The 21742-nt window shown below is 38.9% G+C and carries 36 protein-coding genes; 34 read left to right on the top strand and 2 right to left on the bottom strand.

From position 1 onward, the window contains the following. Positions 1 to 40: 40 nt before the first annotated feature. Both RMB13_RS20785 and RMB13_RS20780 read right to left on the bottom strand, forming a co-directional pair. Complete coding sequence (locus RMB13_RS20785; protein ID WP_311086254.1) at positions 41 to 343, bottom strand: hypothetical protein; 303 nt, start codon at positions 341 to 343, stop codon at positions 41 to 43. A gap of 28 nt (positions 344 to 371) precedes the next feature. Beyond that, the gene (locus RMB13_RS20780; RefSeq protein WP_311086253.1) at positions 372 to 1124 is read right to left on the bottom strand and encodes a LexA family transcriptional regulator; all 753 of its coding nucleotides are present in this window, start codon (positions 1122 to 1124) and stop codon (positions 372 to 374) included. 124 nt (positions 1125 to 1248) lie between these two features. Here RMB13_RS20780 and RMB13_RS20775 point away from each other — a divergent pair, with 124 nt between their 5' ends. The 34 genes from RMB13_RS20775 to RMB13_RS20610 all read left to right on the top strand — a co-directional run bounded on the left by RMB13_RS20775 (position 1249) and on the right by RMB13_RS20610 (position 21737). After that, positions 1249 to 1479: a hypothetical protein gene (locus RMB13_RS20775; RefSeq protein WP_311086252.1), complete on the top strand. Its 231-nt coding sequence runs from the start codon at positions 1249 to 1251 to the stop codon at positions 1477 to 1479. 8 nt (positions 1480 to 1487) lie between these two features. After that, on the top strand, positions 1488 to 1754 hold the full coding sequence (locus tag RMB13_RS20770) for a hypothetical protein (protein ID WP_311086251.1): 267 nt from the start codon (positions 1488 to 1490) through the stop codon (positions 1752 to 1754). 51 nt (positions 1755 to 1805) lie between these two features. After that, complete coding sequence (locus RMB13_RS20765; protein ID WP_311086250.1) at positions 1806 to 1952, top strand: hypothetical protein; 147 nt, start codon at positions 1806 to 1808, stop codon at positions 1950 to 1952. Beyond that, entirely contained in the window at positions 1924 to 2238 is a 315-nt protein-coding gene (locus RMB13_RS20760) for a hypothetical protein (protein WP_311086249.1), read from the top strand. Before RMB13_RS20765 ends, RMB13_RS20760 begins: the two co-directional genes overlap by 29 nt. Position 2239: 1 nt before the next feature. Beyond that, positions 2240 to 2533 (top strand): hypothetical protein, encoded by a 294-nt coding sequence (locus RMB13_RS20755; RefSeq protein ID WP_311086248.1) that lies wholly within the window; start codon positions 2240 to 2242, stop codon positions 2531 to 2533. A gap of 42 nt (positions 2534 to 2575) precedes the next feature. After that, complete coding sequence (locus tag RMB13_RS20750) at positions 2576 to 3685, top strand: hypothetical protein (RefSeq protein WP_311086247.1); 1110 nt, start codon at positions 2576 to 2578, stop codon at positions 3683 to 3685. Further along, positions 3682 to 3840, top strand: coding sequence for a hypothetical protein (locus RMB13_RS20745; RefSeq protein ID WP_311086246.1), 159 nt, complete (start codon positions 3682 to 3684; stop codon positions 3838 to 3840). Before RMB13_RS20750 ends, RMB13_RS20745 begins: the two co-directional genes overlap by 4 nt. Beyond that, positions 3837 to 4295, top strand: a complete 459-nt coding sequence (locus RMB13_RS20740; RefSeq protein ID WP_311086245.1) for a hypothetical protein — start codon at positions 3837 to 3839, stop codon at positions 4293 to 4295. Before RMB13_RS20745 ends, RMB13_RS20740 begins: the two co-directional genes overlap by 4 nt. A gap of 62 nt (positions 4296 to 4357) precedes the next feature. After that, positions 4358 to 5110: a hypothetical protein gene (locus tag RMB13_RS20735; RefSeq protein ID WP_311086244.1), complete on the top strand. Its 753-nt coding sequence runs from the start codon at positions 4358 to 4360 to the stop codon at positions 5108 to 5110. Between the two features lie 180 nt (positions 5111 to 5290). Further along, positions 5291 to 5590 (top strand): hypothetical protein, encoded by a 300-nt coding sequence (locus RMB13_RS20730; protein ID WP_311086243.1) that lies wholly within the window; start codon positions 5291 to 5293, stop codon positions 5588 to 5590. Positions 5591 to 5966: 376 nt separating this feature from the next. Further along, complete coding sequence (locus RMB13_RS20725) at positions 5967 to 6197, top strand: hypothetical protein (RefSeq protein WP_311086242.1); 231 nt, start codon at positions 5967 to 5969, stop codon at positions 6195 to 6197. Positions 6198 to 6600: 403 nt separating this feature from the next. Further along, positions 6601 to 7050 carry a YbaK/EbsC family protein gene (locus tag RMB13_RS20720; protein WP_311086241.1) on the top strand — a complete coding sequence of 150 codons (450 nt, stop codon included), beginning with the start codon at positions 6601 to 6603 and terminating at the stop codon, positions 7048 to 7050. Between the two features lie 76 nt (positions 7051 to 7126). Further along, entirely contained in the window at positions 7127 to 7735 is a 609-nt protein-coding gene (locus RMB13_RS20715; RefSeq protein ID WP_311086240.1) for a LysE family translocator, read from the top strand. 264 nt (positions 7736 to 7999) lie between these two features. Continuing rightward, positions 8000 to 8428 (top strand): hypothetical protein, encoded by a 429-nt coding sequence (locus RMB13_RS20710; RefSeq protein ID WP_311086239.1) that lies wholly within the window; start codon positions 8000 to 8002, stop codon positions 8426 to 8428. Further along, entirely contained in the window at positions 8397 to 9038 is a 642-nt protein-coding gene (locus tag RMB13_RS20705) for a putative metallopeptidase (RefSeq protein ID WP_311086238.1), read from the top strand. Before RMB13_RS20710 ends, RMB13_RS20705 begins: the two co-directional genes overlap by 32 nt. 58 nt (positions 9039 to 9096) lie before the next feature. Continuing rightward, positions 9097 to 9615: a DUF2280 domain-containing protein gene (locus RMB13_RS20700; protein WP_311086237.1), complete on the top strand. Its 519-nt coding sequence runs from the start codon at positions 9097 to 9099 to the stop codon at positions 9613 to 9615. After that, positions 9575 to 10867, top strand: coding sequence for a terminase large subunit domain-containing protein (locus RMB13_RS20695; RefSeq protein ID WP_311086236.1), 1293 nt, complete (start codon positions 9575 to 9577; stop codon positions 10865 to 10867). Before RMB13_RS20700 ends, RMB13_RS20695 begins: the two co-directional genes overlap by 41 nt. A gap of 39 nt (positions 10868 to 10906) precedes the next feature. Next, positions 10907 to 12253, top strand: a complete 1347-nt coding sequence (locus RMB13_RS20690) for a DUF4055 domain-containing protein (RefSeq protein WP_311086235.1) — start codon at positions 10907 to 10909, stop codon at positions 12251 to 12253. A 9-nt stretch (positions 12254 to 12262) separates the two neighbouring features. Further along, a complete protein-coding gene (locus RMB13_RS20685; RefSeq protein ID WP_311086234.1) occupies positions 12263 to 13369 on the top strand; it encodes a minor capsid protein in 1107 nt (368 codons plus the stop codon). A gap of 218 nt (positions 13370 to 13587) precedes the next feature. After that, the gene (locus RMB13_RS20680) at positions 13588 to 13761 is read left to right on the top strand and encodes a hypothetical protein (protein ID WP_311086233.1); all 174 of its coding nucleotides are present in this window, start codon (positions 13588 to 13590) and stop codon (positions 13759 to 13761) included. Positions 13762 to 13814: 53 nt separating this feature from the next. Next, complete coding sequence (locus tag RMB13_RS20675) at positions 13815 to 14318, top strand: hypothetical protein (RefSeq protein WP_311086232.1); 504 nt, start codon at positions 13815 to 13817, stop codon at positions 14316 to 14318. Between the two features lie 141 nt (positions 14319 to 14459). Then, the gene (locus RMB13_RS20670; protein ID WP_311086345.1) at positions 14460 to 15011 is read left to right on the top strand and encodes a hypothetical protein; all 552 of its coding nucleotides are present in this window, start codon (positions 14460 to 14462) and stop codon (positions 15009 to 15011) included. A gap of 88 nt (positions 15012 to 15099) precedes the next feature. Beyond that, positions 15100 to 15867 (top strand): hypothetical protein, encoded by a 768-nt coding sequence (locus RMB13_RS20665; RefSeq protein ID WP_311086231.1) that lies wholly within the window; start codon positions 15100 to 15102, stop codon positions 15865 to 15867. Positions 15868 to 15869: 2 nt separating this feature from the next. Beyond that, a complete protein-coding gene (locus RMB13_RS20660; protein WP_311086230.1) occupies positions 15870 to 16847 on the top strand; it encodes a phage coat protein in 978 nt (325 codons plus the stop codon). 45 nt (positions 16848 to 16892) lie between these two features. Then, positions 16893 to 17480: a HeH/LEM domain protein gene (locus tag RMB13_RS20655; RefSeq protein WP_311086229.1), complete on the top strand. Its 588-nt coding sequence runs from the start codon at positions 16893 to 16895 to the stop codon at positions 17478 to 17480. 12 nt (positions 17481 to 17492) lie between these two features. Further along, a complete protein-coding gene (locus tag RMB13_RS20650) occupies positions 17493 to 17864 on the top strand; it encodes a hypothetical protein (RefSeq protein WP_311086344.1) in 372 nt (123 codons plus the stop codon). Beyond that, the gene (locus RMB13_RS20645) at positions 17864 to 18232 is read left to right on the top strand and encodes a glutamate 5-kinase (RefSeq protein WP_311086228.1); all 369 of its coding nucleotides are present in this window, start codon (positions 17864 to 17866) and stop codon (positions 18230 to 18232) included. The genes RMB13_RS20650 and RMB13_RS20645 overlap by 1 nt, the downstream gene beginning before the upstream one ends. Further along, a complete protein-coding gene (locus RMB13_RS20640) occupies positions 18232 to 18465 on the top strand; it encodes a hypothetical protein (protein ID WP_311086227.1) in 234 nt (77 codons plus the stop codon). The genes RMB13_RS20645 and RMB13_RS20640 overlap by 1 nt, the downstream gene beginning before the upstream one ends. Positions 18466 to 18651: 186 nt before the next feature. Further along, positions 18652 to 19059, top strand: a complete 408-nt coding sequence (locus RMB13_RS20635; protein ID WP_311086226.1) for a hypothetical protein — start codon at positions 18652 to 18654, stop codon at positions 19057 to 19059. Further along, positions 19031 to 19399, top strand: a complete 369-nt coding sequence (locus tag RMB13_RS20630) for an HK97 gp10 family phage protein (RefSeq protein WP_311086225.1) — start codon at positions 19031 to 19033, stop codon at positions 19397 to 19399. Before RMB13_RS20635 ends, RMB13_RS20630 begins: the two co-directional genes overlap by 29 nt. Before the next feature lies 1 nt (position 19400). Then, entirely contained in the window at positions 19401 to 19799 is a 399-nt protein-coding gene (locus tag RMB13_RS20625; RefSeq protein WP_311086224.1) for a phage tail terminator-like protein, read from the top strand. 186 nt (positions 19800 to 19985) lie between these two features. Next, a complete protein-coding gene (locus RMB13_RS20620) occupies positions 19986 to 20195 on the top strand; it encodes a hypothetical protein (protein WP_311086223.1) in 210 nt (69 codons plus the stop codon). A 94-nt stretch (positions 20196 to 20289) separates the two neighbouring features. Beyond that, positions 20290 to 20640 carry a hypothetical protein gene (locus tag RMB13_RS20615; protein ID WP_311086222.1) on the top strand — a complete coding sequence of 117 codons (351 nt, stop codon included), beginning with the start codon at positions 20290 to 20292 and terminating at the stop codon, positions 20638 to 20640. Further along, entirely contained in the window at positions 20640 to 21737 is a 1098-nt protein-coding gene (locus tag RMB13_RS20610) for a phage tail protein (protein ID WP_311086221.1), read from the top strand. The genes RMB13_RS20615 and RMB13_RS20610 overlap by 1 nt, the downstream gene beginning before the upstream one ends. The last annotated feature ends 5 nt before the right edge of the window (positions 21738 to 21742 follow it).

Here is a 21742-nt window from a genome sequence, read left to right as displayed (position 1 = left end):
CAGTTTTATTATCCAGCCTACAAAAAATGATTTAGGCTGTTTATATAACAGAATATTTTTCTAAAAATTCATCTATCCATTCTTGTGTTACCTCAAGATTGGTTATATCTGTTAACTTTAGATTGGTGCCTTCTGCTTCGTTAAAGCCTTCAATAATAGCTTCAAAGATATTTGCTTCACTGATGACCTCTCGTGCCATTTCCGCAGCGTTATAGTTTTGCTTAGCTTTTTTAAGCGAGGCTATTTGTTTATCAATTCCTGCACCAATTTTACCCAGCGCCAATTTAAAATCTTGACGATTAATTGTTAGCGCTGTTTTGGATTTATTTAGTGTTGCGATCATTATATTTTCCCTCTTTAAGAAGTTTTAATTACCCAGCACGCCAAAACTGACGACCCATAACTTTAAAATTTAAGCCATTTTGTTCTGTTACTTCACGATCTCTGTATTTAGGGTTAAGGCTATGTAGAATCAGTTTCCCACCTTCTTCCTTGAAAATCTGCTTAATCATACCTTCACCCTCAAAGTAAACAGCGTAAATTTCGCCATCAATAATATTTGTTTGAGATATATCAATACCTACCAGGTCACCATCATCAATTTTGTCCGCCATGCTGTCGCCTTTTGCTTTAATGATGCGCATAAAATCAGGGTGTACATGTTTATTTTTAAAGAAATTTGGTGGAAATGGCTGTTTTCCATTAATTACATCAAAATGAAAATCTATTGCCTCGCCTGTACCGCACGAAAAACTTGCCTCTACAACATCAATCCAGATAAATCCATCACCAGTACCAACAGCATATTCAACCATTTCTACGCCTTGAATATCACTTAGATCAAATGATGATTCATTTGTCTTTGATAAACCATGCATGTCCATAAACTCTTGCATGTTGAAGTTGGTTAAATTCTGATTTTTCTTGCCATTCAGAAGCCACCCAGCATCAACTCCCAATAACTCGGCTAGCTTATCCAGGGTTTCTTTACTTATTTGGCCTTTTTTCCATTTAGATGGTGCTTGAGGGCTCAAACCAATCATTGTGGCAGCTTTGGACCAGGATAATTTCTTTGCTTTCAGTGCAGCCTGAATGCGTTCAACCATTGTGCTCATAACTTTCATTGTGTGAAACCTTTGGTTAAATTTTCGTATAAAAAATATAAAAATGTAAGCAACCATAGGTTGAAATAAATTTTAACTCATGGTTTAATTTAAATATTAATTGGGTTTAATTGAGGTTTAAAATATGAATCCTATTCAACAAGCAATACAAGCTGTTGGTGGGCGTACATCGGCAGCAAACCTACTCGGCATTTCCTATGTTGCGGTTCGAAAAATGGCTGAGAAAGGTGTTTTGCCGCGTACTGACTACACTGGGGAAACCCAATATGCAGAAATCTTCGCAGAACACAGCAATGGGAAGCTCACAAAAGAGTGGCTGCTTGATAAAGCAAATCCAAAACATTTAGTCGCTTAGGAACAACCATGACCAAACGAAAACTAGGCACCAAGAAAACGGTATGTATGCCCACACATTTATCTGAGTGTGTTGCAAAGCACATTGCCAGAGAAGCATACGAACGGGGCTGGTCAAACAGCCAATATTTAAGATGGTTAGCCATTTTGGATATGAAGCGTTGTGAAGATGACAAGAATCTTATGTCGCAGGTATCAGGAATACCAAGAGAACGCTTTGATTTATATGAACTAAGAGAACAGTTCGAACGGGAAGAACACATAAAAAAAGCCTGATGGACTCAATCAGGCTTCTTAATTCATCAGCGCTTGAAGGAACCAATGAACATGCAAACTAATTTACCAGAACAAACGGATGAGCTCAACACCAAATTTCATCCATTAAAAAAGCCTGGAGATTGGAGTGCCCAGGCTTTTATTCATCAACAATCAGGAGCTAATGAATATGACCAATTTACCAAATCAATCGACTAAACACAACCCACCCGAGTTTTTGCCTGGTGATGTTGTTGTGCTTACACATCAAAAATATAAAGACGTCTTACTTGAGGTAGTCGGTTTCTCTAGTGACCCAGAACTACTCAAAGTGAAAAGTCTTAAAACAGCGCTATGTGGGTATGTCTTCATTGCGGACTTACGTCACGCCACGGTTGCTGAAATCAAGGCAAAACGCCGTTTAGCTGCATCGGTTGCTTTGTTTGTGTCTGACGTAGAGATGTACTACCAACGTGCCTTAGAGTCGCAGAAGGAGGTGTCTTGATATGATTATTTCTGAACAAAAACGACAGCAAAGCATCCAGTCTTGGCATGAACCTGCTTTAAGAACCCTTGCTGGTTTACTTGATAAGCGAAAGAAAAATTTAGAACGCCAAAATCGTGATGTGAATAACGCAGCGGTAACACGAGATGAGTTTATGCAAGCTCTTGTAGATCAACACGGCGCACATGGTATTTATCTTTACCATGCTGGCGTAATTATCTCGAGTCTTTACCGAACTAAGCGTATTCGATACCTAGGTACTTTCATTCAAATTATTGAAGAAGGTGAGTTCTAGTGAGTAACTCATTAAGCATTAAAGTCATGAGGTACTTACATCATGAGTAAATACACCCCGAATTCATTTCAAGTAACAAACGCATTTGTTGATGAGGCGATGAATAAAATCTCAGATCCTGCGGTTAAGATTTATCTCATCATTAACCGTAAAACGCGTGGCTGGAATAAAGAGGATGATGCGCTATCTATATCTCAGTTAGAAAAACTATCGGGTAAGAGTCGGCCTACGGTAGTTAAATGCACAACTGAGCTTGTTAAGGTGGGATTGGTAAAACTTCATAAGCAATCAATTCATGGAAATGTTTTTTCATTAACAGACAATTACAACGTTGGAGCCTTAATAAATTTCCCAAGCAAAAGTTCTGTATTGGTTCAAGGCTTAACACATTTTAAAGGTCAGCTAGTTAAAACGTTTAACTACCAGAAGCACCGTCCTAAAAAATCAAATCGAGGTAGAAAAAGCAGAAAACCACGCTTAAATTTTCCTCAACATTCAAACTTGCTAGTTAAAACGTTTAACTACCTCGAAAATCCTTGCTGGTTAAAATGTTTAACCCCTGCTAGTAAAAGCGTTTTACCTTTACTAGTTAAAGCGTTTAACACACAAAACACACTATCAAAACACACTAATCAAAATAAAAAAAATACATGGTTTGTTTTGGAAAATTTGAAATATGAAATTTGTTCAATCAATCCATCAATTGATACCGATGAGATTTTTAAAGCTTCTTGGTTTGAGAGAGAGTTAAAAGCGTTTGAAGGATTTAACGAAGGTCGCAATCACTCCGATGATGACATGGTTAAATTTTTTGCAGAGTGGATGCTTAAAGCTCGCGCTAAATACGCCAAGATGAAAACACCGGCACCACGTTCTTTTGAAAACAAAAACTCAAGTGGCCAACAATCCAATTCTGAAAACAAATTGCCGGAGGTAATAACTTTCGCATCTGAAAAACAGCTTTTCACCTTTGCCCGACTTCTTGTGAATCATCCTGATTTCAAAGATTCATTTTGTCATAGAGGGGAATCATGGATGGATGCTGGTAAGCGCATGGCCAAAAAGCTGGCAGATCCTGAGCAACAAAAACCATTTATTCCATATTTGATTGAGATGGGTTTTAAAACTCCATCAAAAGGGGTAGCCGCATGAGTACTCATGAAAATTTCGATTTAGCTAAAGCGATAGCTCGCCGTGACAAATTACGAGGTAAATACAACCGCAGTGGACTTTCTAACACTGATTACAACGAATTACTTCAATTAGATAAAGCAATTGAGCAGGCGCTCAAGGGTGAAAAGAAATGAGTAAAGTTTTAATCGGGGTGGATACTGGAGTACATACTGGTTTTGCTGTGGCTTTTGACCAGGGCAAGGGTGGACAACTACATGAGGTCGAATCTTTAACAATTACCCTGGCTATGAGCAAAGTTTTAGAACTAGCTGGGGAGCATGGTAAAGAAAATCTAATGTTGTTTATCGAAGATGCACGGTTACGCACTTGGTTCGGTAATGCTGATGCAAGACAAGTCCGAAGCGGTGCGGGGGGGCGTGAGGGGATTGGATCAGTTAAACGTGATGCTCAAATTTGGGAAGATTGGTGCAAAGAGCAAGGTCTGAAATACAAAATGATTCACCCAGCGGCAAATAAAACCAAAACGGATGCGAAGTATTTCTTGAAATTAACAGGGTGGGCAAAAAGAACGAATGAACATGCAAGAGATGCGGCCATGCTTGTTTTTGGTCGATATGCAAAATTTTGAAGTAGAAAAAGGTTTTAACAAGTTGTTATTTAAAATGGTAAAGGGTTAATAGGAAGGCGATTATGTTGGTTGAAAAGTTTGATTTTATTGAGTTACTTCGCCTTGCCATTGCCCAGGGCAAAGCTGAAGGTAAGAAAATTTCCAAGGATGTTGTGTTAGGTGAAATAGCTCTGATGTCACCAGCTGCAAGACTTTGGGCTACAGTCTTAGTTGAAAAAGTAGATTTTGAACGTATTGCAATTATTACCCCAGCTCAAAAGCAAACAGAAACATTTGTGAGTAAATACGATTTTAATTTTGAAACAGAGCGCCGTATTGGGGATATTCCCGGTAAGGTTGAGTTTGTTCGTGGTGAGATTAAATCAGGTGATTTTTTCCGAGCTCGAAATAAATTGGCGGTAAAGATTCATGATGAAATGATTAAGAAAAAGTTTAAGCCTACAAATGCGCAAGGGGATCTTACAAATTTAGCGAAAGGAATTGCTGAGATTATTTTACGTAGCCATGTTTTTGTTAAGGCTATGTGTGGATCATGCCAAGGATTGGGGAAACTTGAAATATTCAATTCAAAAGGATTTCCTGATGGTTCTAAGTTTTGTGAAAAGTGTAGTGGAACTGGTAAGCGACCATATACATTAAATGAAAAAATGAATATTGCTAAAATTACTGCGACAAAAACTGCATATATCAAGAGCTATCAGAAGTACGAACTTTACGGAGAATCCATTGTTGCACAATGGGAAAATGAGATTAGAGGAAGAATTCGTAGATCTTTTCATTTTGAACTTCCAGATAATCAAGAAACTTGTGCTTGACAGCAGGGTATACACTTGAGTATAAAGATTTCTAAAATGGGCGAATTGTAAAGTAATCGCTAGAATGAATTTAAGAGCTCGCCAAACGGTGGGCTTTTTGTTTTTATGAACATTTGAAATTGGATTTTTAATGAATAAGAATATTAGAATGGCAAAAAAATAAATCCAATGGGAACGGTTGTGAAAAAAATTCTATTGAGTTGTTTGATTGTTTTTAGCGGTGTTGGGTGTACATCCAATGAATTACAAGAAACGCAATTAGATGTAGAACCTATTAAAAGTACTTATTGCATTCCTAGTGAGGCAGAAAAGCTTTTAGGCCAACATGTTCCAAGTGAAGATGATTTAAAAAGAAGGACTAATGCTGGAGTTGTTCTAATCTCTTATAGAGGTGAACCTGTTAGTTCAGATTTGCGATATGATAGGTTGAGCATTGTGATAAATAGCGAATCAATGATCATTTATGCAGCTTGTGTTTAAGATTAGGCTCTCCATCTAGAACAATTAAAAAAATTCTTAATATTACAATTTAATGTTAACTTCATCATAAATTGTTAAAATAAAGTAAGTCTTATCGGTAGGTTATATATGCTGAAAATATCAGCCCTAGTTTTACTTATTTCTTCTCTTTTTTATTTCTGGTATTGACTTCTCCTAGGAATGGTGGAAAGAGGTCAAAGGCTGCTTGCTCTAATAATAAGTCAAACAAAGCCGTCTATAGAGGGTGTGCCGATTTCTATTGACAATGCGAATTCTTCATCCCAGTAAATTAAAGCAAAAGAGAAGCGGTGATTTTATAATTTTCTAAAAGGAAGTGTTAAATTCAAATTAGGGATAAGAGTTAAGGGTATTTTGAATGAAAATGAAGTTTATAGCTTACAATCCTCGCACTGGAGAAAAAGTTAAATTAATACCGCATATTCGTTACACAGGGCCAGATGAAACTAAGACATATTACAGTGATGGTAAAAATAATTATGTTTTTAATCCTGCACTCGAAAAAGCATTCGAATTAAATCAATACATATCTATCATGGAAGTAGAAATAGCAAAAAAACGGTATTATTTAATAGGCGAAAATGAGTAGTTTTTTTATTATTTGAGTATAAAAATAAAAGAACTCGGCACTTTGGGGATGCCGAGTTCCGATTGAGCCTGAACTAGGTAAACACTTGCGAAGGGAAAGTAATGCTGATCGTCGTGTATCAGATTAATTTAATTACTAGTTCAGGAATTAAACTATCAAAATGTGATTTAGTTCACAAGGTAACAGCTTATACAAAAGATGTGTAATACGTCACAAAACTTTGCACATATTAACTTACATCTTTATAAATTGTCTGGATACCTTAAAACATAAGACACTCCGCTAAATATCGATTATTGGCAGGGCTTTTTCTTTATTATCGGAATATTGAGTTTTTGGCCAATTGTGTTAGAAGAATTAAATAACTATTCGAGTAACAAACTTCTACATAGGAAATCAATTTGTGAAAAAATTATTGGAAATTTTAAATAATAGTCCTTTTTTATTTGAAATAATTCAGCATGATAAACCGATACGCTCAAGAGAAGATGGAAAGGAGTTTTTCGGAATAGAGTTCGGACAAACTGCACCGACTCTGGTTTTAAAATCTGATCAGGATGAATATTTCACTTTAATAATATCTGGAAAACGTGACCGTATTGAGTTCGATAAAATTGCAGAATTATTAGGCTGTAGTAAAGTTAAACTTGCCTCGCCTAAAGATGTAAAAAAAGTAACAGGATTTGAGGTCGGCAGTGTTCGTATGATTGGCCTGGATCTCCCATGTATTTTAGATAAAGAATTATTTAATTATGACTATGTTTACGGTGGTACTGGTGAGTTGAATTACACACTCAAAATTGAACCGAAGGCTCTAGAAAAACTGAACAAAGTTATCGCTAATTACGACTAATATTTAATTAGTATATAAATACATCAATTTTCTGTATTCAATGTAAAGTGTGATTGGATTTTTTTCGAGGGATAATATGGATATTTCTAGTATTTGGCTGTTTATTATTCCTTTTGCCATTGCTGCAGCAATACCTGGTCCAGCACAAGGTACTTTGATAGGTCATGTTTTATCACATGGTGGTCGCTCTAGTTTTCCCTTTATTATTGGTATGGTGCTTGGAAACACTGTCTGGTTAGTAGTTGCTACTCTTGGTCTAGCAGCTTTGGCTTTAAAATTTCAGACTATCTTCCTAATTGTTAAATGGCTAGGGATAGTATATTTACTATTTATTGCATGGAAAATGTGGTCTTTAGATAAACTTCAAACCCAAATGAAAACTGAACAATCAGTGAGTAGAGGGATATTAACAGGATCATTTTTAACTTTGAGTAACCCTAAAGCGGTTATTTTCTTTGGTGCTATTCTTCCACAAGCTTTTGATTTAACAGATCTATCTTGGAGCCAAGTAGCATTTATTACGGCTTTAGGAGTTAGTATAGATTTCTCTATTCAAATGATTTATCTGATTACAGCTTCTAAAGTTAAAAAAGCCATTAAATCAGAAAAGGCTATGAAACGAGTCAATCGTACATCCGCTGGATTAATGGTGGCCTGTGCTGGTTGGTTAGGTTTAAGTCGATAGATTTTAGTTTTTTAGACCTCCTTCGGGAGGTTTTTTTATTTTCCTTATTTGGAACATTTATGACTGAATTTTAAAAAATCACTTATGAGATTGGACGGCTCCAAAGAGAGCAAAATCACACAAGCAGTTGCACCACGCGAGGCCTAACAGAAGAAGAGATCGCTCAATTAGATGAGCGATTTTTTTTGGCCATTGCAATGAAAAATAAATTAATTGCTCGTCTCAACAATAAGCCAGAGGGTTTCCTCTAATGGAGCTTAAGGTATGGATGACAAAGAATACTTTTGGCTTACAAGAAAAAAAGAGCCAAAAACTAAACCTAAAAGCAGACCATTACCTAAAGCAAAACAAAATTATTTAGAGGCTGAAGAAGCGCTATTTCAAGAGCTAGAAGAACATCGAATTGGATATCGACGAAAATTTCAATTTGAATCAACCAAAAATTGGCGGTTTGATTTTTATATTATGAAGTTGAATCTTCTTATAGAAATTGCTGGTAGCCCTTGGGCTGTTGGTCGCGGTGGTAGAAAGATAGCAAACGCATTGTGTAAGTATGATCTTGCTTTGGATAGAGGTTATGTATTTGAGCGTCTTGAACCACATCAAATCGAATCAGGTTATGCAATCAATTGGATAAAAAGCGAATTAGCGAGAATTGAAGATGGAACAGATCAGACCATTTCCACCAACTGACTTTATTGACCAGGCTGAAGAAGAGGAAGCAATTCGCATAATTCCTGCACCGGATTTAAAGAAGTGGGTTATTTCTAACTATTTAAAAATTGGTGGACCTCTTCATAACCCAGATCATGACCATATTGCTGAGTTGCTTCATGACAATGAAGAGTTCTTAGCATTTGCTTGGGCTTCAACTGCATTTAAAAGTAAACAAGCTATGGTTTTAGGCCAATGTGAAAAAGTTATGTTTAATGTTGGTGGCTGGAAGAAAGCACGCCAGGAACAACAAATGCGTGATTGGTTCGGAGCTGTTCCAACATACTTAATTACTGTCGATGCTTCTTTTTGCGAGCGGGCCAATGATACAGAATTCTGCTATTTGATTGAGCACGAGTTGTATCACATTGGCGTTATGAAAGATGAAGATGGCGAGGTCCTTTATAGCGACAATACAGGCTTACCTAAGCACTATCTTGCTGGTCACGATGTTGAAGAGTTTATTGGTGTAGTTAAACGTTATGGACCAAGCAAGAATGTTAAGCGACTAATTGAGGTCGCCAAGAATCCGCCGTTTGTTTCGGATCTAGATATATCAAGATGCTGCGGTAACTGTGTAATCAATTGAGCTTTAGAGCTCTTTTTTTTGTCTATTTTGCTAGACGTAGCTAGACAAAGGTAGGGGTATGGCTGCATTAAAAGAACAAGTGAAAGTTTATATTGTTCAAGCTCTTGCATGCATGGATACCCCTCAACAGGTAGCGGATGCTGTCAAGCAAGAGTTTAACATCGAAATTGATCGAAAACAGGTTCAGTTATACGACCCGACAAAAGCTGCAGGCAAGAATTTAAGCAATAAATTTAAGCTATTGTTCGAAAAGACTCGACAGGAATTTAAGAATAATATTTTCGATATTCCTTTAGCCAACAAAGCATTTCGTATTAATGAACTGCAGAGAATGTATGACACGACTAAAAACAAGGTCACAAGACAAAACATTATTAAACAAGTCAAAGATGAGATGCAGGGGCATTCGTTGCAGTTACTTGACCTTGAGTTGAAACAGCTTGAGATTGAAAAGATTAGGTCGGGAGATGGTGAGGGCGTAGATGATCCAACACCAGTAAAAGTTACCATCCAGATTGTAGATGCGAGTAAAAAAGATGCCGAACATGAATCCGACGCTGAATGTACCTCAGGCTAATTTTTTACAGATGGAAAATAAATTCCGTGCATTTGTAGCGGGATTTGGATCTGGGAAAACTTGGGTTGGTAGTGCAAGCCTTTGTAATAAGGCATGGGAGTTTCCTAAGGTAACTTTAGGATATTTTGCCCCAACATACTCGCAGATTAGAGATATCTTTTATCCTACAATTGATGAGGTAGCATTTGATTGGGGGTTAAAAACAAAAGTTTATCAATCCAACAAGGAAGTCGATATTTATTATGGTCGGCAGTATCGGACCACTATTATTTGTCGGTCGATGGATATTCCAGATTCAATTGTCGGTTTTAAAATTGGTCATGCACTGATTGATGAACTAGATGTCATGGCCAAGCTAAAGGCACAGCAAGCGTGGCGCAAAATCATTGCACGTATGCGTTATAAGCAAGCTGGTTTGGTCAATGGCATTGATGTGGCCACTACGCCAGAAGGCTTTAAGTTTACCTACGAGCAGTTTGTAAAAGAGGTAAATAAAACACCGGCTAAGCGTAAGCTCTATGGAATGATTCAAGCTTCAACTTATGACAATGAAGCCAACCTTCCAGATGACTATATTTCATCGCTTTATGAGTCATATCCTCCACAACTGATTTCAGCTTATTTAAGGGGGCAGTTTGTCAACTTAACGAGTGGTGCTGTTTACCCAGACTTTGACCGAGTTAAAAACCATACAGATGAAGAAATTAATCAGGGCGAACCATTGCTTATTGGTATGGACTTTAACGTACTTAAAATGGCAGCGGTTGTTTACGTCATTAGAGAGGGGAAACCAAGGGCTTTGGATGAATTGGTTGGTGTGAGAGATACACCGACCATGTGTCAGTTGATTACAGAGCGTTTCCCTTTTCATGATATTACCGTGATTCCAGATGCTTCAGGTCAAGCGACCTCATCAAAGAACTTCAGTGAATCCGATCATGCAATCTTAAAGAAAAATGGTTTTAAGGTTGAAGTGAATGGTGTGAACCCAGGCATTAAAGATCGTATCAATGCAGTAAATGCCCAGATACTAAATGCTGATGGTGAGCGACATTTAAAGGTGAATACAAACAAGTGTCCTAACTTCACGGCCACTTTAGAACAGCAAGTCTATGACAATTTTGGAATGCCAGATAAAGGCGCTGGTTTGGACCATGTGGGTGATGCTGGAGGATATCCAATAGCGAAGCGTTTCCCAATCATTATTCAGAAAGTATTCAAGCGGCGTAAAATCGCTGGTTTTTCTCATTAAACAACGCGCCTTTATAGGTGCTTTTTTATTGGTGTTTTTATGGCAGTTACTGATAAACATCCGCAGTATATTGCTGCACAAAAAAGCTGGTTGATTATGCGCGACGCCGTTGCTGGCGAAGAGCAAATTAAACAGTCACAAACAAATTATCTTGCTAAATCTGCTGGCATGATTGAAGCGGAGAAGCAGGGCGATAAGACTGGAGAGATTTATAAAGCCTATCTTAGTCGCGCTCAGTATCCATTATGGGTTCAGGATTCTCTTCGCACGATGATTGGTCTAGTTTCAAAGCTTGAGCCAAACATTGTGATTGAAAGCTCTTTGCTCAAAGTATTGATTGATAATGCAACCAATGATGGATTTGGATTAAAACAGCTTTTTATTCGTATTTGTATGGAGCTATTGGAATATGGCCGCTGCGGATTGATGGTGGATGTCGACGATCAAAGTGTTCCTTATTTTGCATTATATGATGCTTTATCGATCATCAATTGGAAAGAAAACAGTATAGGTGGGCGTAAGGATCTGAAGCTATTAGTGCTCGAGGAGCAATTTGATAATAGTGAAGATGAGTTTGGCCATGATACAAAAACCGTTCACCGTGCTTTATCTATGCAGGAAGATGCCTTAATCGTACGCTTGTTTGATGGTTCTAATGTGGAAGATAAAACTCCGGATCTCGGCGGCAATCAGCTTACTTTTATACCGTTTGTTTTCTGCGGTACCACGGATAATTCACCCCAAGTTGGTACAGTACCACTGCTTACGATGGCAAAAGCAGCACTGAAGTATTACCAACTTAGTGCAGATTATTTTCAGTCACTCCACCATACGGCTCATCCGCAACCCTGGGTTAATGGCATTGATGCAAATGACGATGTCGATATTAGTGTTACTGGTGTTATGGCTGTCTGGAGCCTCCCAGGTGAATCTGAATGCGGTTACTTGGAAATTTCTGGCAGTGGCATTGAATTAACCAAACAGGAAATGGATTCTCAGAAGAATGCTGCATTAGAAGCCGGTGCAAAAGTCATCGATACAAACACACAAGAATCAGGGGAAGCTCGCCGTGCACGCCAGGATGACCAGCATGCAAGCTTACATAGCATTGTAATGTGTGCAGCTGCTGCAATTGATCAAGCCATTAAATATGCAGCCCAGTGGTTAAAGTTGGATCCTAGTAAAAATGAATTTACGGTAGAGCCTGAGTTTATTGTCCAACAATACGATATCAATATGGCTAAGCAGCTTTATGAAGGTGCTATTTCTGGAAAGAACTCATTCCAGACGTATTGGGAATATATCGCTACAGGAAAATTACCTGGTCATGATTATCAGGAAGAGTTGAAGAGAGTCGAAGCTGAGCGTAATAACGCTCCGCTGTAGAGGTGTTAAATGGCTTCTAATATTGAAAAATCATTGATTGAAGTACTTACACAGCACCAGGCGTATTTATATCGGGCTTCATCTCAATCAGTTAATGAATTATTAACAATCTTTAATGATGAGTCGGCATTAATGCTGGCAAAGCTTCGAGATTTATTAGATGAATTAAATGATTCTGAAAAAATTGCTCTTGCTGCTGGTCAATATACAACAACAAACCTCAAGGAGATTAGGGATTTAATCTCTCAGTGGTTCACAGCAATAAATACTTCTTTACCTGAAGCATTTGCAGTTTCAGCCACAGCATTGGCGGTGTATGAGGCTAATTACACGGCGAAGCTGTACAGTGGCAAGATTAAAAAGCCAAATGGCGAAAAACTTTATTCAGCTGCTAAGAAAGCACCCTTAGTTGGTGGGGCGCTGGTAGATGATCTTCTTTCTAAGATTGCTGAAACGGCTCGTCAAAAAGTCGAATATGCAATTCGTGATGGGATTAGCTCAGGTAAAACGAATCAGGAAATTGTCCAACGTATTCGTGGTACCAAGCGCCTCAATTATGAAGATGGGCTTTTAACTAGCACTAAGTCTGACATTGATCAGACTGTAAGAACGTTACGCAACCATGTAGCAAATCAAACGTATTTAGATACCTTCAAGCAGCTAGGTTTTGAATATGTCCGCTTTGTCAGTGTGTTGGATGGAAGAACAACAAAGCTTTGCGCCTCATTAGATGGCACGGTCTGGAGAATTGATGATCCAGCAAAACGGGTGCCTCCTTTACACCGTAACTGTCGCAGTATTTTGATAGCTGTTGAGAAAGATGGTCGCCTTGTTGGAGAACGTCCGTTTGTCATGGATGAGCGGCCAGTGAAAGACATCCCTAAAGACGAGCGTAGTCAGTTAATCGGTCAACTGGACGCAAACACCACATTTAAAGAGTTCTTCGGCAAGACCGACGATTTCTTTCAAAAAGAATGGTTAGGGCCAAAGCGTTTCAAGCTCTATAAAGATGGGAAGTTCGATTTTGATAAGTTCTTCGATCCGGAAGGGCGGCTTTACACATTGGACCAACTTCGTAAGTTGGATGGACAGGCATTTAAGGACCTTGGGTTATGAAAATTATTAGTCGCGGTACGCCACCTGAACTACTGAATTATCGAACTAACTGCAATAAGTGTCATTCTGTTCTCGAATTTCAAAAAAGTGATGCGAGAGTGGTTAATGACCGCAATGAAACAGTTTACGTAGTCACTTGCCCTGTATGCAGTTGTGAGATTTGGATTTCCTCACAAGCATTAAAACCAGTGCAAGCAATAATCGATAAGGTGTAATAGATGACTGTAAAACAAATCAATGTAGTCTTGAAAGCTGAAGTTTCAATAGACCAGGATGTGCAAAAGAAAGTTGATAATGCTCTTCAAGCTCTCTATTGCATTACTTATGACGAATTAACAGATGATATTTGGCAAGCCATTAAGCTTTTGCAAAAAGTGAAACAGCCAAAGTAATAAATTTATTTTAACCATAGCACCTTCGGGTGCTTTTTTTATGTGAGGTCATCATGACAAAGCAACCGCAAACCCTTCAAGAACTTGTAAATAGTGTTGAATACTTCAATGTAGATCAGCCATCACCAGATGCACTACCTAAACGCATTATATGCATCTTAAAACTTCACTCTGGAGTTCAAGTAAACGGCGAGTATTTGGTGCCTGAAGGCTCACCAGTTGGTGATTACAATCCGTTTGCGCTTACAGCTGCCATTGAAAACTTAAAACAGCTCGGATTTGAAATTATTGAACCACCATCAGAGCCACAAGTAATCGAAGGTGAGGCGGTTGAGGTTGGCCAGAATTTAGATGAGCCATCAAAATCACCAGGTGTACAGTCAATTGAAGCGATTTCATCACCTTATATTCAGACGGTCGAAAACTCATTTGATGCTCATCAGGCAGATCTTCATTCTATTGAGGTTTTGACCTCTCTTTTAAAAGCTCCCCGGTTAAATAACAAAGTACAGGATTCAGCAAATACCAAGCTTATTGAACTGATTGATAAACTCTAATTTTCTTTGATGTTTTGAGCGTGAAATAAATTTAACTAGCACCTGAAGGCGCTTTTTTTGTGAGTAAGAAAAATGTCTAAGAAGTTATTAGCATTATCAATGGTGGCATATATCGGCACCAAATCAGTTTTAGCAATACCTATGTCACGTGGTGAATACAATGAATACCAAGGGTGGCAAATCCCTGAAAATGAAGACCCGAGTGATCCTGGTTATTTAATCGAATACAAAGATGGTGGCAAGGCTAATCATCCAGATCATGAAGGTTATATCACTTGGTCGCCAAAGGATGTTTTTGAACATTCATATCAACCAGATGGGATTCAAAATTGCGTACTGGGAAGAGAAATTCATAAAGATGATAACGAGGTAATGGTTTTCCACAACGAAACTGTTAAAACCCGTGATGGTGAGCAGACTCTAGAACCAGGACACTTTTATGATGTTATCGCTGGTGATTCGCTTATTCCAATTCAATTCCAACTTGGTCCAGTTAAGGAAGTTGGAGTTAATGGCATTACGAATGAGGCATTACTTGCGATTGTTTTACATCGCTTACGCGTTCTGAATGAAAAGTTTCCTTGCCGCGAAAATTCACTTGCTATTACTAATATTGAGCAAGGTCAAATGTGGCTAGAGCAACGTACCCGAAATCGTCAGAAGCGTGGTGTTGAAGGCTTTAACATCGAATAACTTTATTAATCGAAATACAGCGTCCTAAGGGGCGCTTTTTTAATGCCTTGAGATAAGGCTTTACCCCAATCAAACGAGAGGTTTGAACATGTCATTGCCATTTATTGTTGATTCGCTTGATGCCATCAAAGAAGAGCACCGCGCTTTATATGTTGAGGAAAACGGGAAGTTTCGCCTTGACTTAGACGGTTACGAAGATCCTAAAGGACTCAAATCCGCACTTCAAAGCGAGCGTGATGCTGCTAAGGATGCAAAACGAGAACTTCAGAAACTTCAAACTCAATTTGAAGGTATTGATCCAGAAATCGTCAAAAAAGTCTTTGCTCAACTTGATCAAGACGAAGAAGCCAAATTAATCGCTGACGGCAAAATTACCGAAGTGATTCAAAAGCGCACCGAGAAGATGCGAGAAGAACATGAAAAGGTACTTAAAGCCGAAAAAGACCGTGCTGACAAAGCCGAAGCTTATGCAAATAAGTTTAAGGAGTCAGTAATTCAAGGGCAAATCGTTCAAGCGGCTGTAGAGCTTGAAGCATTAGCTGAAGCAACAGGTGACATCGCTTTTTTAGCTAAATCCAAGTTTGCATTAGATGAAAACGGCAAAGCGGTTGCTGTAGATGAAAACGGTGAAGTGATTATTGGCAAAGATGGCCAGACAGCACTATCGCCAAAAGAGTGGGTTGAATCTCTACGTGAGCAAAAACCGTACTACTGGCCTAAAGCAAATGGTATGGGCGCACCTGGTTCAGGCACTTCAATTAAAAAATGGTCGGACTATTCAGAAGCTGAGCGAGCGAATTTAGCTCGTGAAAATCCAGCAGCATTCCAGCAATTATTGAAAACTAAAGGTAACTAATTATGCCGTCTATTCAATTACAAGATATTTTCGTTGGTGACTACTACCAGACTTTGGACCCAGTAAATTCACCTGAAAAAACTGCCGTATTCCAATCAGGAATTGTTTCAAAAAATGAAGCATTAACTGATATTGCTAATAACGGCCAAGGCTCATCAACTATTTCGTATTGGAATGATCTTGATGCTGATGAAGAAGCAAATGCGTCAAATGATAATCCTGATGATGAAGGTGCGGTCGGTAAAGCCACACAAGGCAAAATGCAGGCTCGTACTCTTTATTTAAACAAAGGTTATGGAACAGCCGATCTTTCAACTGAATTGGCAAATAGTGAGCCAATGCAGCATATTCGTAACCGCTTTGGTAAATATTGGGAACGTCAGTGGCAGCGCTATTTATTAGGAGCTGCACGCGGTGTTATTGCTTCCAATATTGCCAGTAACGGCGGTGACATGGTTATTGATGCAGGTGCAACTGTATCGGCTAATGCATTCCAAGACGCTGCATTTACTGCTGGTGATACTGCCGACCAATTCACAGCTATGGGTGTTCACTCAGTAGTAATGAATCAGATGGTCAAACAAGATCTGATTGAGTATTTACGTGACAGTAATGGTCAGATCATTCTTGCTACTTATCTCGGTAAGCCGATCTTTATGGATGATGGCTTAATTTACGGTAATGGTCGTTATATTTCTCTTATTTTTGGTAATGGTGCGTTTGGTTATGGGGAGGGATCTCCAACTACTCCAGTAGAACTTGAGCGTAAACCATCAGGAGGTAATGGTGGTGGTGCTGAAATTTTATGGGAGCGTAAAACATTCATTCTTCATCCTGCTGGTTTCTCTTGGAAAGGTTCGGTAGATCCAAACGCTTCACCAAAAATTGCGGGTTATGCAAATGCTGGCAGTTGGGAGCGAGTATTTGACCGTAAGAATGTTCCATTTAGTGCCGTAATCTCAGGTACAGCAACCCCTTAATAAACAACATGGCGGCGAAAGCCGCCTTTGTTTTGGAGAAGAGAAATGAAAGTAATTTACACAAATAACATTCCATTGATTCGTGATCCTGACACTTGCTATCGCAATGATTTTATAGGTGTGATTGCGAATGCCACCGCTGTAGAAGTTGATGATGATTTCCCTGATGCTGAAATTATTAAACAGGCTTATGGCCGTTTAGCAATTCCTTTTGAAGAAGAAGCGTTAGAGACAGGCTCAACCACCGATTTAAAATTGCAAGAACGCTTAACGGATGCTCTAAGCAAGCTTGAATTAGTTGAAGCAGAAAAAACCCGACTTGAAGCAGAAAATACCCGTTTAGAGGGTGAGCTTGCAGAAGAAGTGGCGGAAAAATCTGCAATGCTTATCGATGATCAAATTGCAACTGCTAAAGGTGAGTTGGCGCCCTTCAAAAATGACATTCCTGCAATGCAAGCACGTATTGCTGAATTAGAAGCGGGTAAGGGGACGCCTGATCCATTAGATGGCCCAACACCAGGTGATTATGAAAACTGGAAAGTAGATCAAATCAAGGCTTATCTGACTGATAAGGGTATCGAGTTCAAACAGTCGGCGCTAAAGCCTGAATTGATTGCATTGATTCCACAATAATCAAAGGAATTTATCACTGAACAAGAAGCAATTGAACGTGTAGCAGGCTTTGCTGCTTTATCTGACGGTGATAAAGCTGACTATCTTGAAAAGTCTGAAGCTTATTTGTTAGCACGTAATGTTAAGCCTTTTGAAGAAGTAACTGCTGTCCCTAATGCCCTTAAAACGGCTTCCTATGAAGTTATAAAGGGCATCATGAAGGGAGAGATATACCAGGGGCAGGAACAGGTTTTAAAGCGAAAGAAAGTTAAGGCAGATACGGTTGAGACGGAAAAGGAATACCAAGATGGATCAGTAAAACTGAGTTCTAGTGAGCAATTTATTCTTGATTTGATCAAACCTTACTGCAAACGGCGATCTGTAATTTTTGTTAGGAAAATCTAATGGGCTTACGTGACGAAATTCAGGCAGAAATTGCTGAAGCATTTGACGAGGATCTAGCAGACGCTGTTCATGCTTTTACGTGTGAACGGGTAATTAAAACGAATTGGGATCCTAAGACAGAAACCCATATTGAAGTTAAAGAAAGCTATTCTGGCCGCGGTGTTCTGTTTGGCTCATACAGTCAATATGAAATACAAACGCTTGGAGTGCTGGCCACAGATAAAAAAGCAACTGTATTGCAAAATGAAGTTTCCATGGCCCCGAAAATTGATGATGAGTGGATTACAGTCTTAGGTTCATTTCGAGTTATTCATATTCGACAAGATCCAGCCGCGACTATTTGGAAATGCCAGTTGAGGAGAGTTTAGTGGTTTGGTTAATTGTAATAGGTATTATTATTTTACTGATAATTTTGAAGTATCACCCATTAATCGAAATAAATATAGATTGGAATACTTCAAAAAAAGCTTCTGAAGAAAATGACTGTGATGGCAAAGAGCAAACAAAGCTTTGGTATTTGTCAAACAAAGGCACAATTCTTTATGGCCGATTTATTTTAGGTGAAAAACACCGAATTACTTATCGGCCAAAGTTGGAGTAAACATGTCTTGGGTTGTATATGAATTTCATGACAGCGTTCAGGTAGTGCCTGATGATGATCTAAAGCCCCCAATTTATTATTTCATTGCGAATGCCATCTCAAATATGTGGATGGCATTTTTATTCATAACTCATTTGATGGTAGAGACGCGACTGAAACACCTTTGCCAAGTTGATAGGTTAGACAATGGTTAATACTGATTATGTACCGGAATGGTACATCACACCTTTCCAACATGTGCAGTACACGCTTGCTAGAAATCAAATACATATGGATTTGTTATTTGATGAGGTGGATAAAGCTGATCAATTTTTAGATACAGGGGCAGATGCGCAAGTTAGTTCCTTTTCTGATGGTACATATGCAATTGTCCAAATTGGTGATACGGCGGATAAGGACCAACTCCAAGTTTATGGACTGCTTTTACATGAGGCAGTTCATGTCTGGCAAATAGTAAAACGGCGAATGGGTGAGCGCGAACCTAGTATTGAGTTTGAAGCGTATTCGATTCAAGCGATCGCACAAGACCTATTTGAAATGTATGAAGCAAGCGAGGTTAAAAGTCATGGGATGGAAGGGGAAAAAGCCGACTGATTTTAGTTTTGATATTTATAAATCAGCTGAAAACCAAGTGAAGAAAATCACCATGGATACAGTGCAATCATTAGTTAATTCAAGCCCTGTTGATACCGGTGATTACCGTGCTTCACATATTGTTTCGATTGGATCAGGTGATTTTGGTGTTCGTGGACCTGAAACAAACGCCGTTCAAGATGCGGCAATTCAAGCCGTGAAGTTTAAGCTTGGGAATCTGATCTATATCCAAAACAACAAGCCTTATGCCGAACGTTTGGAAGATGGCTGGTCAGATCAAGCACCGCTGGGTATTTACAACACCACGTTTACTTATATTTCTCAAAAGTACGGTGGTTAAGATGGCAATGACTTTAGAGCAGACCAGGCAAGCTATTATCGATCGAATGCAAAGCTTTACAGGTATTGCCCAAGACAGAATTCAGTATCCAAATGCACCAGGCTTTGAAGCTCCGAAGGAAGGCTTGTGGTGTCGCTTAACGATCGCTGGTGGACCTAGTTTTGTGTCTGGAGTAGCTGATAATCCTTGTACTCGTCGTACTGGTAATATCATGATCCAGTGTTTTGCTCGGCCTCATTCAGGAATTATGGAAATCACAAAATTAAGTGATGCTTTGCTTGCTCATTTTGAGTTTTATTCAAATGATCATCTTGAATGTTTACAAGGACAATCAATTTTTGTCGGGCAGGATGCTGACTTCATTCAGTATAATGTGACGATTGGTTATAAGGTGAATTGAGATGTATTGGATATTGTGTACTACGTATTACCCTTCAACAGCGGGGAGATACTTAGTTGTGGTGAAAGGACGATATCAAGGTACAGTAGAAATTTATTATTTCGATGGTGAAAAATTCCTATCACGGAAAGATGAAGAAGTAATAAAATGGCAGAAATTACCCGATGTTTAAAGAAGTAAGAGAATATGCTGACTTTAGAAGAAATCGAATTTAAACGACAAGAGCTGGAGTGCCATTTAGAAAAAGTAATGTCTGTAGAGCTGAATAAATGGCAAAGTGAAAACAAGCTATGTGTTTCAGATGTGAATATTCGATTGGCTAATGTGCATAACAAGGGGGAATCAAAACACAATGTCGTGACAGGCGTAAGTGTTGAATTAAATTACAAGCCTTAATTTTAAGAAATAAATGACTGCCTAAGGGCAGTTTTTTTATGTCTTATCCACTACCACCTCATCGGTGGTTTTTTTATTTTTACAGGAATCACTTATGAGCAATTTTGTTTTTAAACGTGGCGACACTTTTAACTTAAACTTGCAGCTGGTCGATATGGATGAAGCTTTACAGTATCCACCCGATGATGTCCGTCGTGCTATCAATCTAACGGGTTATACATTTACTTCTCAGATTAAAACTCTGGATGGTACCGCCGTTGCAACTTTGACTTGTGCTGCCTTAAATCAGAGTACACAAAAGGGTTGGCTTAACGTGAAATCAGCAGCAAGTACTGCTGCATGGCCACTGGGTTTATGTCAGATGGATATCAAAGCGGTTGTAAGTGGCACAATCCAACATACTGAAACTTTGGCATTCCAAGTGATTGATGGAGTAACTGCATAATGGCAAATCTTTTATTTAGATTTAGTTGGGACCACCGACCTTTTGTCTATAACTCTTCTCAAGGTAAGCGGCAGTTTATGCTGCCTTTTGCTTCAGGTATTCCAAACCTAACACCAGACTGGACTCAAGTTACAGGGTTAGGTACAGCGGCAACAAAAAATGTTGGTACTGCAAACGGAGAAGTTGCTGCTTTTGGGGCTTATGGGGTAGCTGATCTTGGCTATGGAGCATCGCCAGCTTCAGAACCTGAAACTGATCTAGATGTAATTTATAAGTCAGGTGTTCAAAAAACACGTTTTAGAAATGCTCCACCCAGTATTTATACTAATCCATATGTTGCAGGTTATGCTCCTTCAATCATGATTACACGTGGAGGACTTACAGGAACGGAGTTATTCTTACCGTATTACACCTCAACCCGTGCCAATTTCATGGGGGTAATTGCATGGAGTTATAACTCTACTACTGGAAATCTCAGTAAAACCGAGCAAATTGTTTACACCAGCAAGAACTCAATCGTTTATGCAACTGATAATAGTGCTACCAGTGGAAAGTTAGTTACTGTTGAGGCTTCTGGCGAACTTCGCTCTAAGGGTTTTACTGTCGACTCAAACGGGGTTTATAAGGCAGCTTCACCGATTGCAAGACTGTTTGCAGATTCACTTGAACTGAATGAAGATGCTTCAAAACAGCCGATTAGCTTTGAAAAGATAGATGTTGGTGATTACCTGATTAAAGACTCGCTAGGTTTTGCTAAAGAAGGCTGGTATATCGAAATGCCTAAGGATGCTAACGGCAATGTAGTTGTAGCAGTGTCTTATGAGCAGCTTGAAGATGGAGACATTTCAGTAAAAACCTACAAGAAAAAGTTCGATATTGAAACTGCTTCAATTGTGCCGGATTTTGATAATCCTATAGATATTCCTGAGAGTCGCTGGATTGATATCCGCTTGCATGAAGAACCTGAGCCAGAACCTGAAGAGCCACCAAGTGAAACACCCGTCGAGTTTCAGCCTACCAACTTATCTGAAGCAGTAGCTGCGGCATTGAATGGTGTAGAGCCTCCAGAAGTCTCCGACTCAAATGAAACTAAATAATGACC

The sequence above is a fragment of the Acinetobacter sp. V102_4 genome (assembly GCF_031799005.1).
In the GTDB taxonomy this organism is placed as follows: domain Bacteria; phylum Pseudomonadota; class Gammaproteobacteria; order Pseudomonadales; family Moraxellaceae; genus Acinetobacter; species Acinetobacter calcoaceticus.
The sequence above is the reverse complement of the archived record's forward strand: the minus strand, read 5'-3'. Positions and strand labels throughout refer to the sequence as shown.

Excerpts from the sequence above, each read along its gene's own strand:
- RMB13_RS20680 (WP_311086233.1), top strand. The coding sequence starts at position 13,588 with ATGACTGTAAAACAAATCAATGTAGTCTTGAAAGCTGAAGTTTCAATA.
- RMB13_RS20700 (WP_311086237.1), top strand. The coding sequence starts at position 9,097 with ATGGCTGCATTAAAAGAACAAGTGAAAGTTTATATTGTTCAAGCTCTT.
- RMB13_RS20630 (WP_311086225.1), top strand. The coding sequence starts at position 19,031 with ATGGGATGGAAGGGGAAAAAGCCGACTGATTTTAGTTTTGATATTTAT.
- RMB13_RS20775 (WP_311086252.1), top strand. The coding sequence starts at position 1,249 with ATGAATCCTATTCAACAAGCAATACAAGCTGTTGGTGGGCGTACATCG.
- RMB13_RS20770 (WP_311086251.1), top strand. The coding sequence starts at position 1,488 with ATGACCAAACGAAAACTAGGCACCAAGAAAACGGTATGTATGCCCACA.
- RMB13_RS20660 (WP_311086230.1), top strand. The coding sequence starts at position 15,870 with ATGCCGTCTATTCAATTACAAGATATTTTCGTTGGTGACTACTACCAG.
- RMB13_RS20610 (WP_311086221.1), top strand. The coding sequence starts at position 20,640 with ATGGCAAATCTTTTATTTAGATTTAGTTGGGACCACCGACCTTTTGTC.
- RMB13_RS20690 (WP_311086235.1), top strand. The coding sequence starts at position 10,907 with ATGGCAGTTACTGATAAACATCCGCAGTATATTGCTGCACAAAAAAGC.
- RMB13_RS20615 (WP_311086222.1), top strand. The coding sequence starts at position 20,290 with ATGAGCAATTTTGTTTTTAAACGTGGCGACACTTTTAACTTAAACTTG.
- RMB13_RS20760 (WP_311086249.1), top strand. The coding sequence starts at position 1,924 with ATGACCAATTTACCAAATCAATCGACTAAACACAACCCACCCGAGTTT.
- RMB13_RS20665 (WP_311086231.1), top strand. The coding sequence starts at position 15,100 with ATGTCATTGCCATTTATTGTTGATTCGCTTGATGCCATCAAAGAAGAG.
- RMB13_RS20645 (WP_311086228.1), top strand. The coding sequence starts at position 17,864 with ATGGGCTTACGTGACGAAATTCAGGCAGAAATTGCTGAAGCATTTGAC.
- RMB13_RS20740 (WP_311086245.1), top strand. The coding sequence starts at position 3,837 with ATGAGTAAAGTTTTAATCGGGGTGGATACTGGAGTACATACTGGTTTT.
- RMB13_RS20635 (WP_311086226.1), top strand. The coding sequence starts at position 18,652 with ATGGTTAATACTGATTATGTACCGGAATGGTACATCACACCTTTCCAA.
- RMB13_RS20745 (WP_311086246.1), top strand. The coding sequence starts at position 3,682 with ATGAGTACTCATGAAAATTTCGATTTAGCTAAAGCGATAGCTCGCCGT.
- RMB13_RS20625 (WP_311086224.1), top strand. The coding sequence starts at position 19,401 with ATGGCAATGACTTTAGAGCAGACCAGGCAAGCTATTATCGATCGAATG.
- RMB13_RS20785 (WP_311086254.1), bottom strand. The coding sequence starts at position 343 with ATGATCGCAACACTAAATAAATCCAAAACAGCGCTAACAATTAATCGT.
- RMB13_RS20675 (WP_311086232.1), top strand. The coding sequence starts at position 13,815 with ATGACAAAGCAACCGCAAACCCTTCAAGAACTTGTAAATAGTGTTGAA.
- RMB13_RS20695 (WP_311086236.1), top strand. The coding sequence starts at position 9,575 with ATGCCGAACATGAATCCGACGCTGAATGTACCTCAGGCTAATTTTTTA.
- RMB13_RS20670 (WP_311086345.1), top strand. The coding sequence starts at position 14,460 with ATGTCACGTGGTGAATACAATGAATACCAAGGGTGGCAAATCCCTGAA.
- RMB13_RS20655 (WP_311086229.1), top strand. The coding sequence starts at position 16,893 with ATGAAAGTAATTTACACAAATAACATTCCATTGATTCGTGATCCTGAC.
- RMB13_RS20735 (WP_311086244.1), top strand. The coding sequence starts at position 4,358 with ATGTTGGTTGAAAAGTTTGATTTTATTGAGTTACTTCGCCTTGCCATT.
- RMB13_RS20750 (WP_311086247.1), top strand. The coding sequence starts at position 2,576 with ATGAGTAAATACACCCCGAATTCATTTCAAGTAACAAACGCATTTGTT.
- RMB13_RS20780 (WP_311086253.1), bottom strand. The coding sequence starts at position 1,124 with ATGAAAGTTATGAGCACAATGGTTGAACGCATTCAGGCTGCACTGAAA.
- RMB13_RS20765 (WP_311086250.1), top strand. The coding sequence starts at position 1,806 with ATGCAAACTAATTTACCAGAACAAACGGATGAGCTCAACACCAAATTT.
- RMB13_RS20725 (WP_311086242.1), top strand. The coding sequence starts at position 5,967 with ATGAAAATGAAGTTTATAGCTTACAATCCTCGCACTGGAGAAAAAGTT.
- RMB13_RS20705 (WP_311086238.1), top strand. The coding sequence starts at position 8,397 with ATGGAACAGATCAGACCATTTCCACCAACTGACTTTATTGACCAGGCT.
- RMB13_RS20755 (WP_311086248.1), top strand. The coding sequence starts at position 2,240 with ATGATTATTTCTGAACAAAAACGACAGCAAAGCATCCAGTCTTGGCAT.
- RMB13_RS20620 (WP_311086223.1), top strand. The coding sequence starts at position 19,986 with ATGCTGACTTTAGAAGAAATCGAATTTAAACGACAAGAGCTGGAGTGC.
- RMB13_RS20710 (WP_311086239.1), top strand. The coding sequence starts at position 8,000 with ATGGATGACAAAGAATACTTTTGGCTTACAAGAAAAAAAGAGCCAAAA.
- RMB13_RS20685 (WP_311086234.1), top strand. The coding sequence starts at position 12,263 with ATGGCTTCTAATATTGAAAAATCATTGATTGAAGTACTTACACAGCAC.
- RMB13_RS20715 (WP_311086240.1), top strand. The coding sequence starts at position 7,127 with ATGGATATTTCTAGTATTTGGCTGTTTATTATTCCTTTTGCCATTGCT.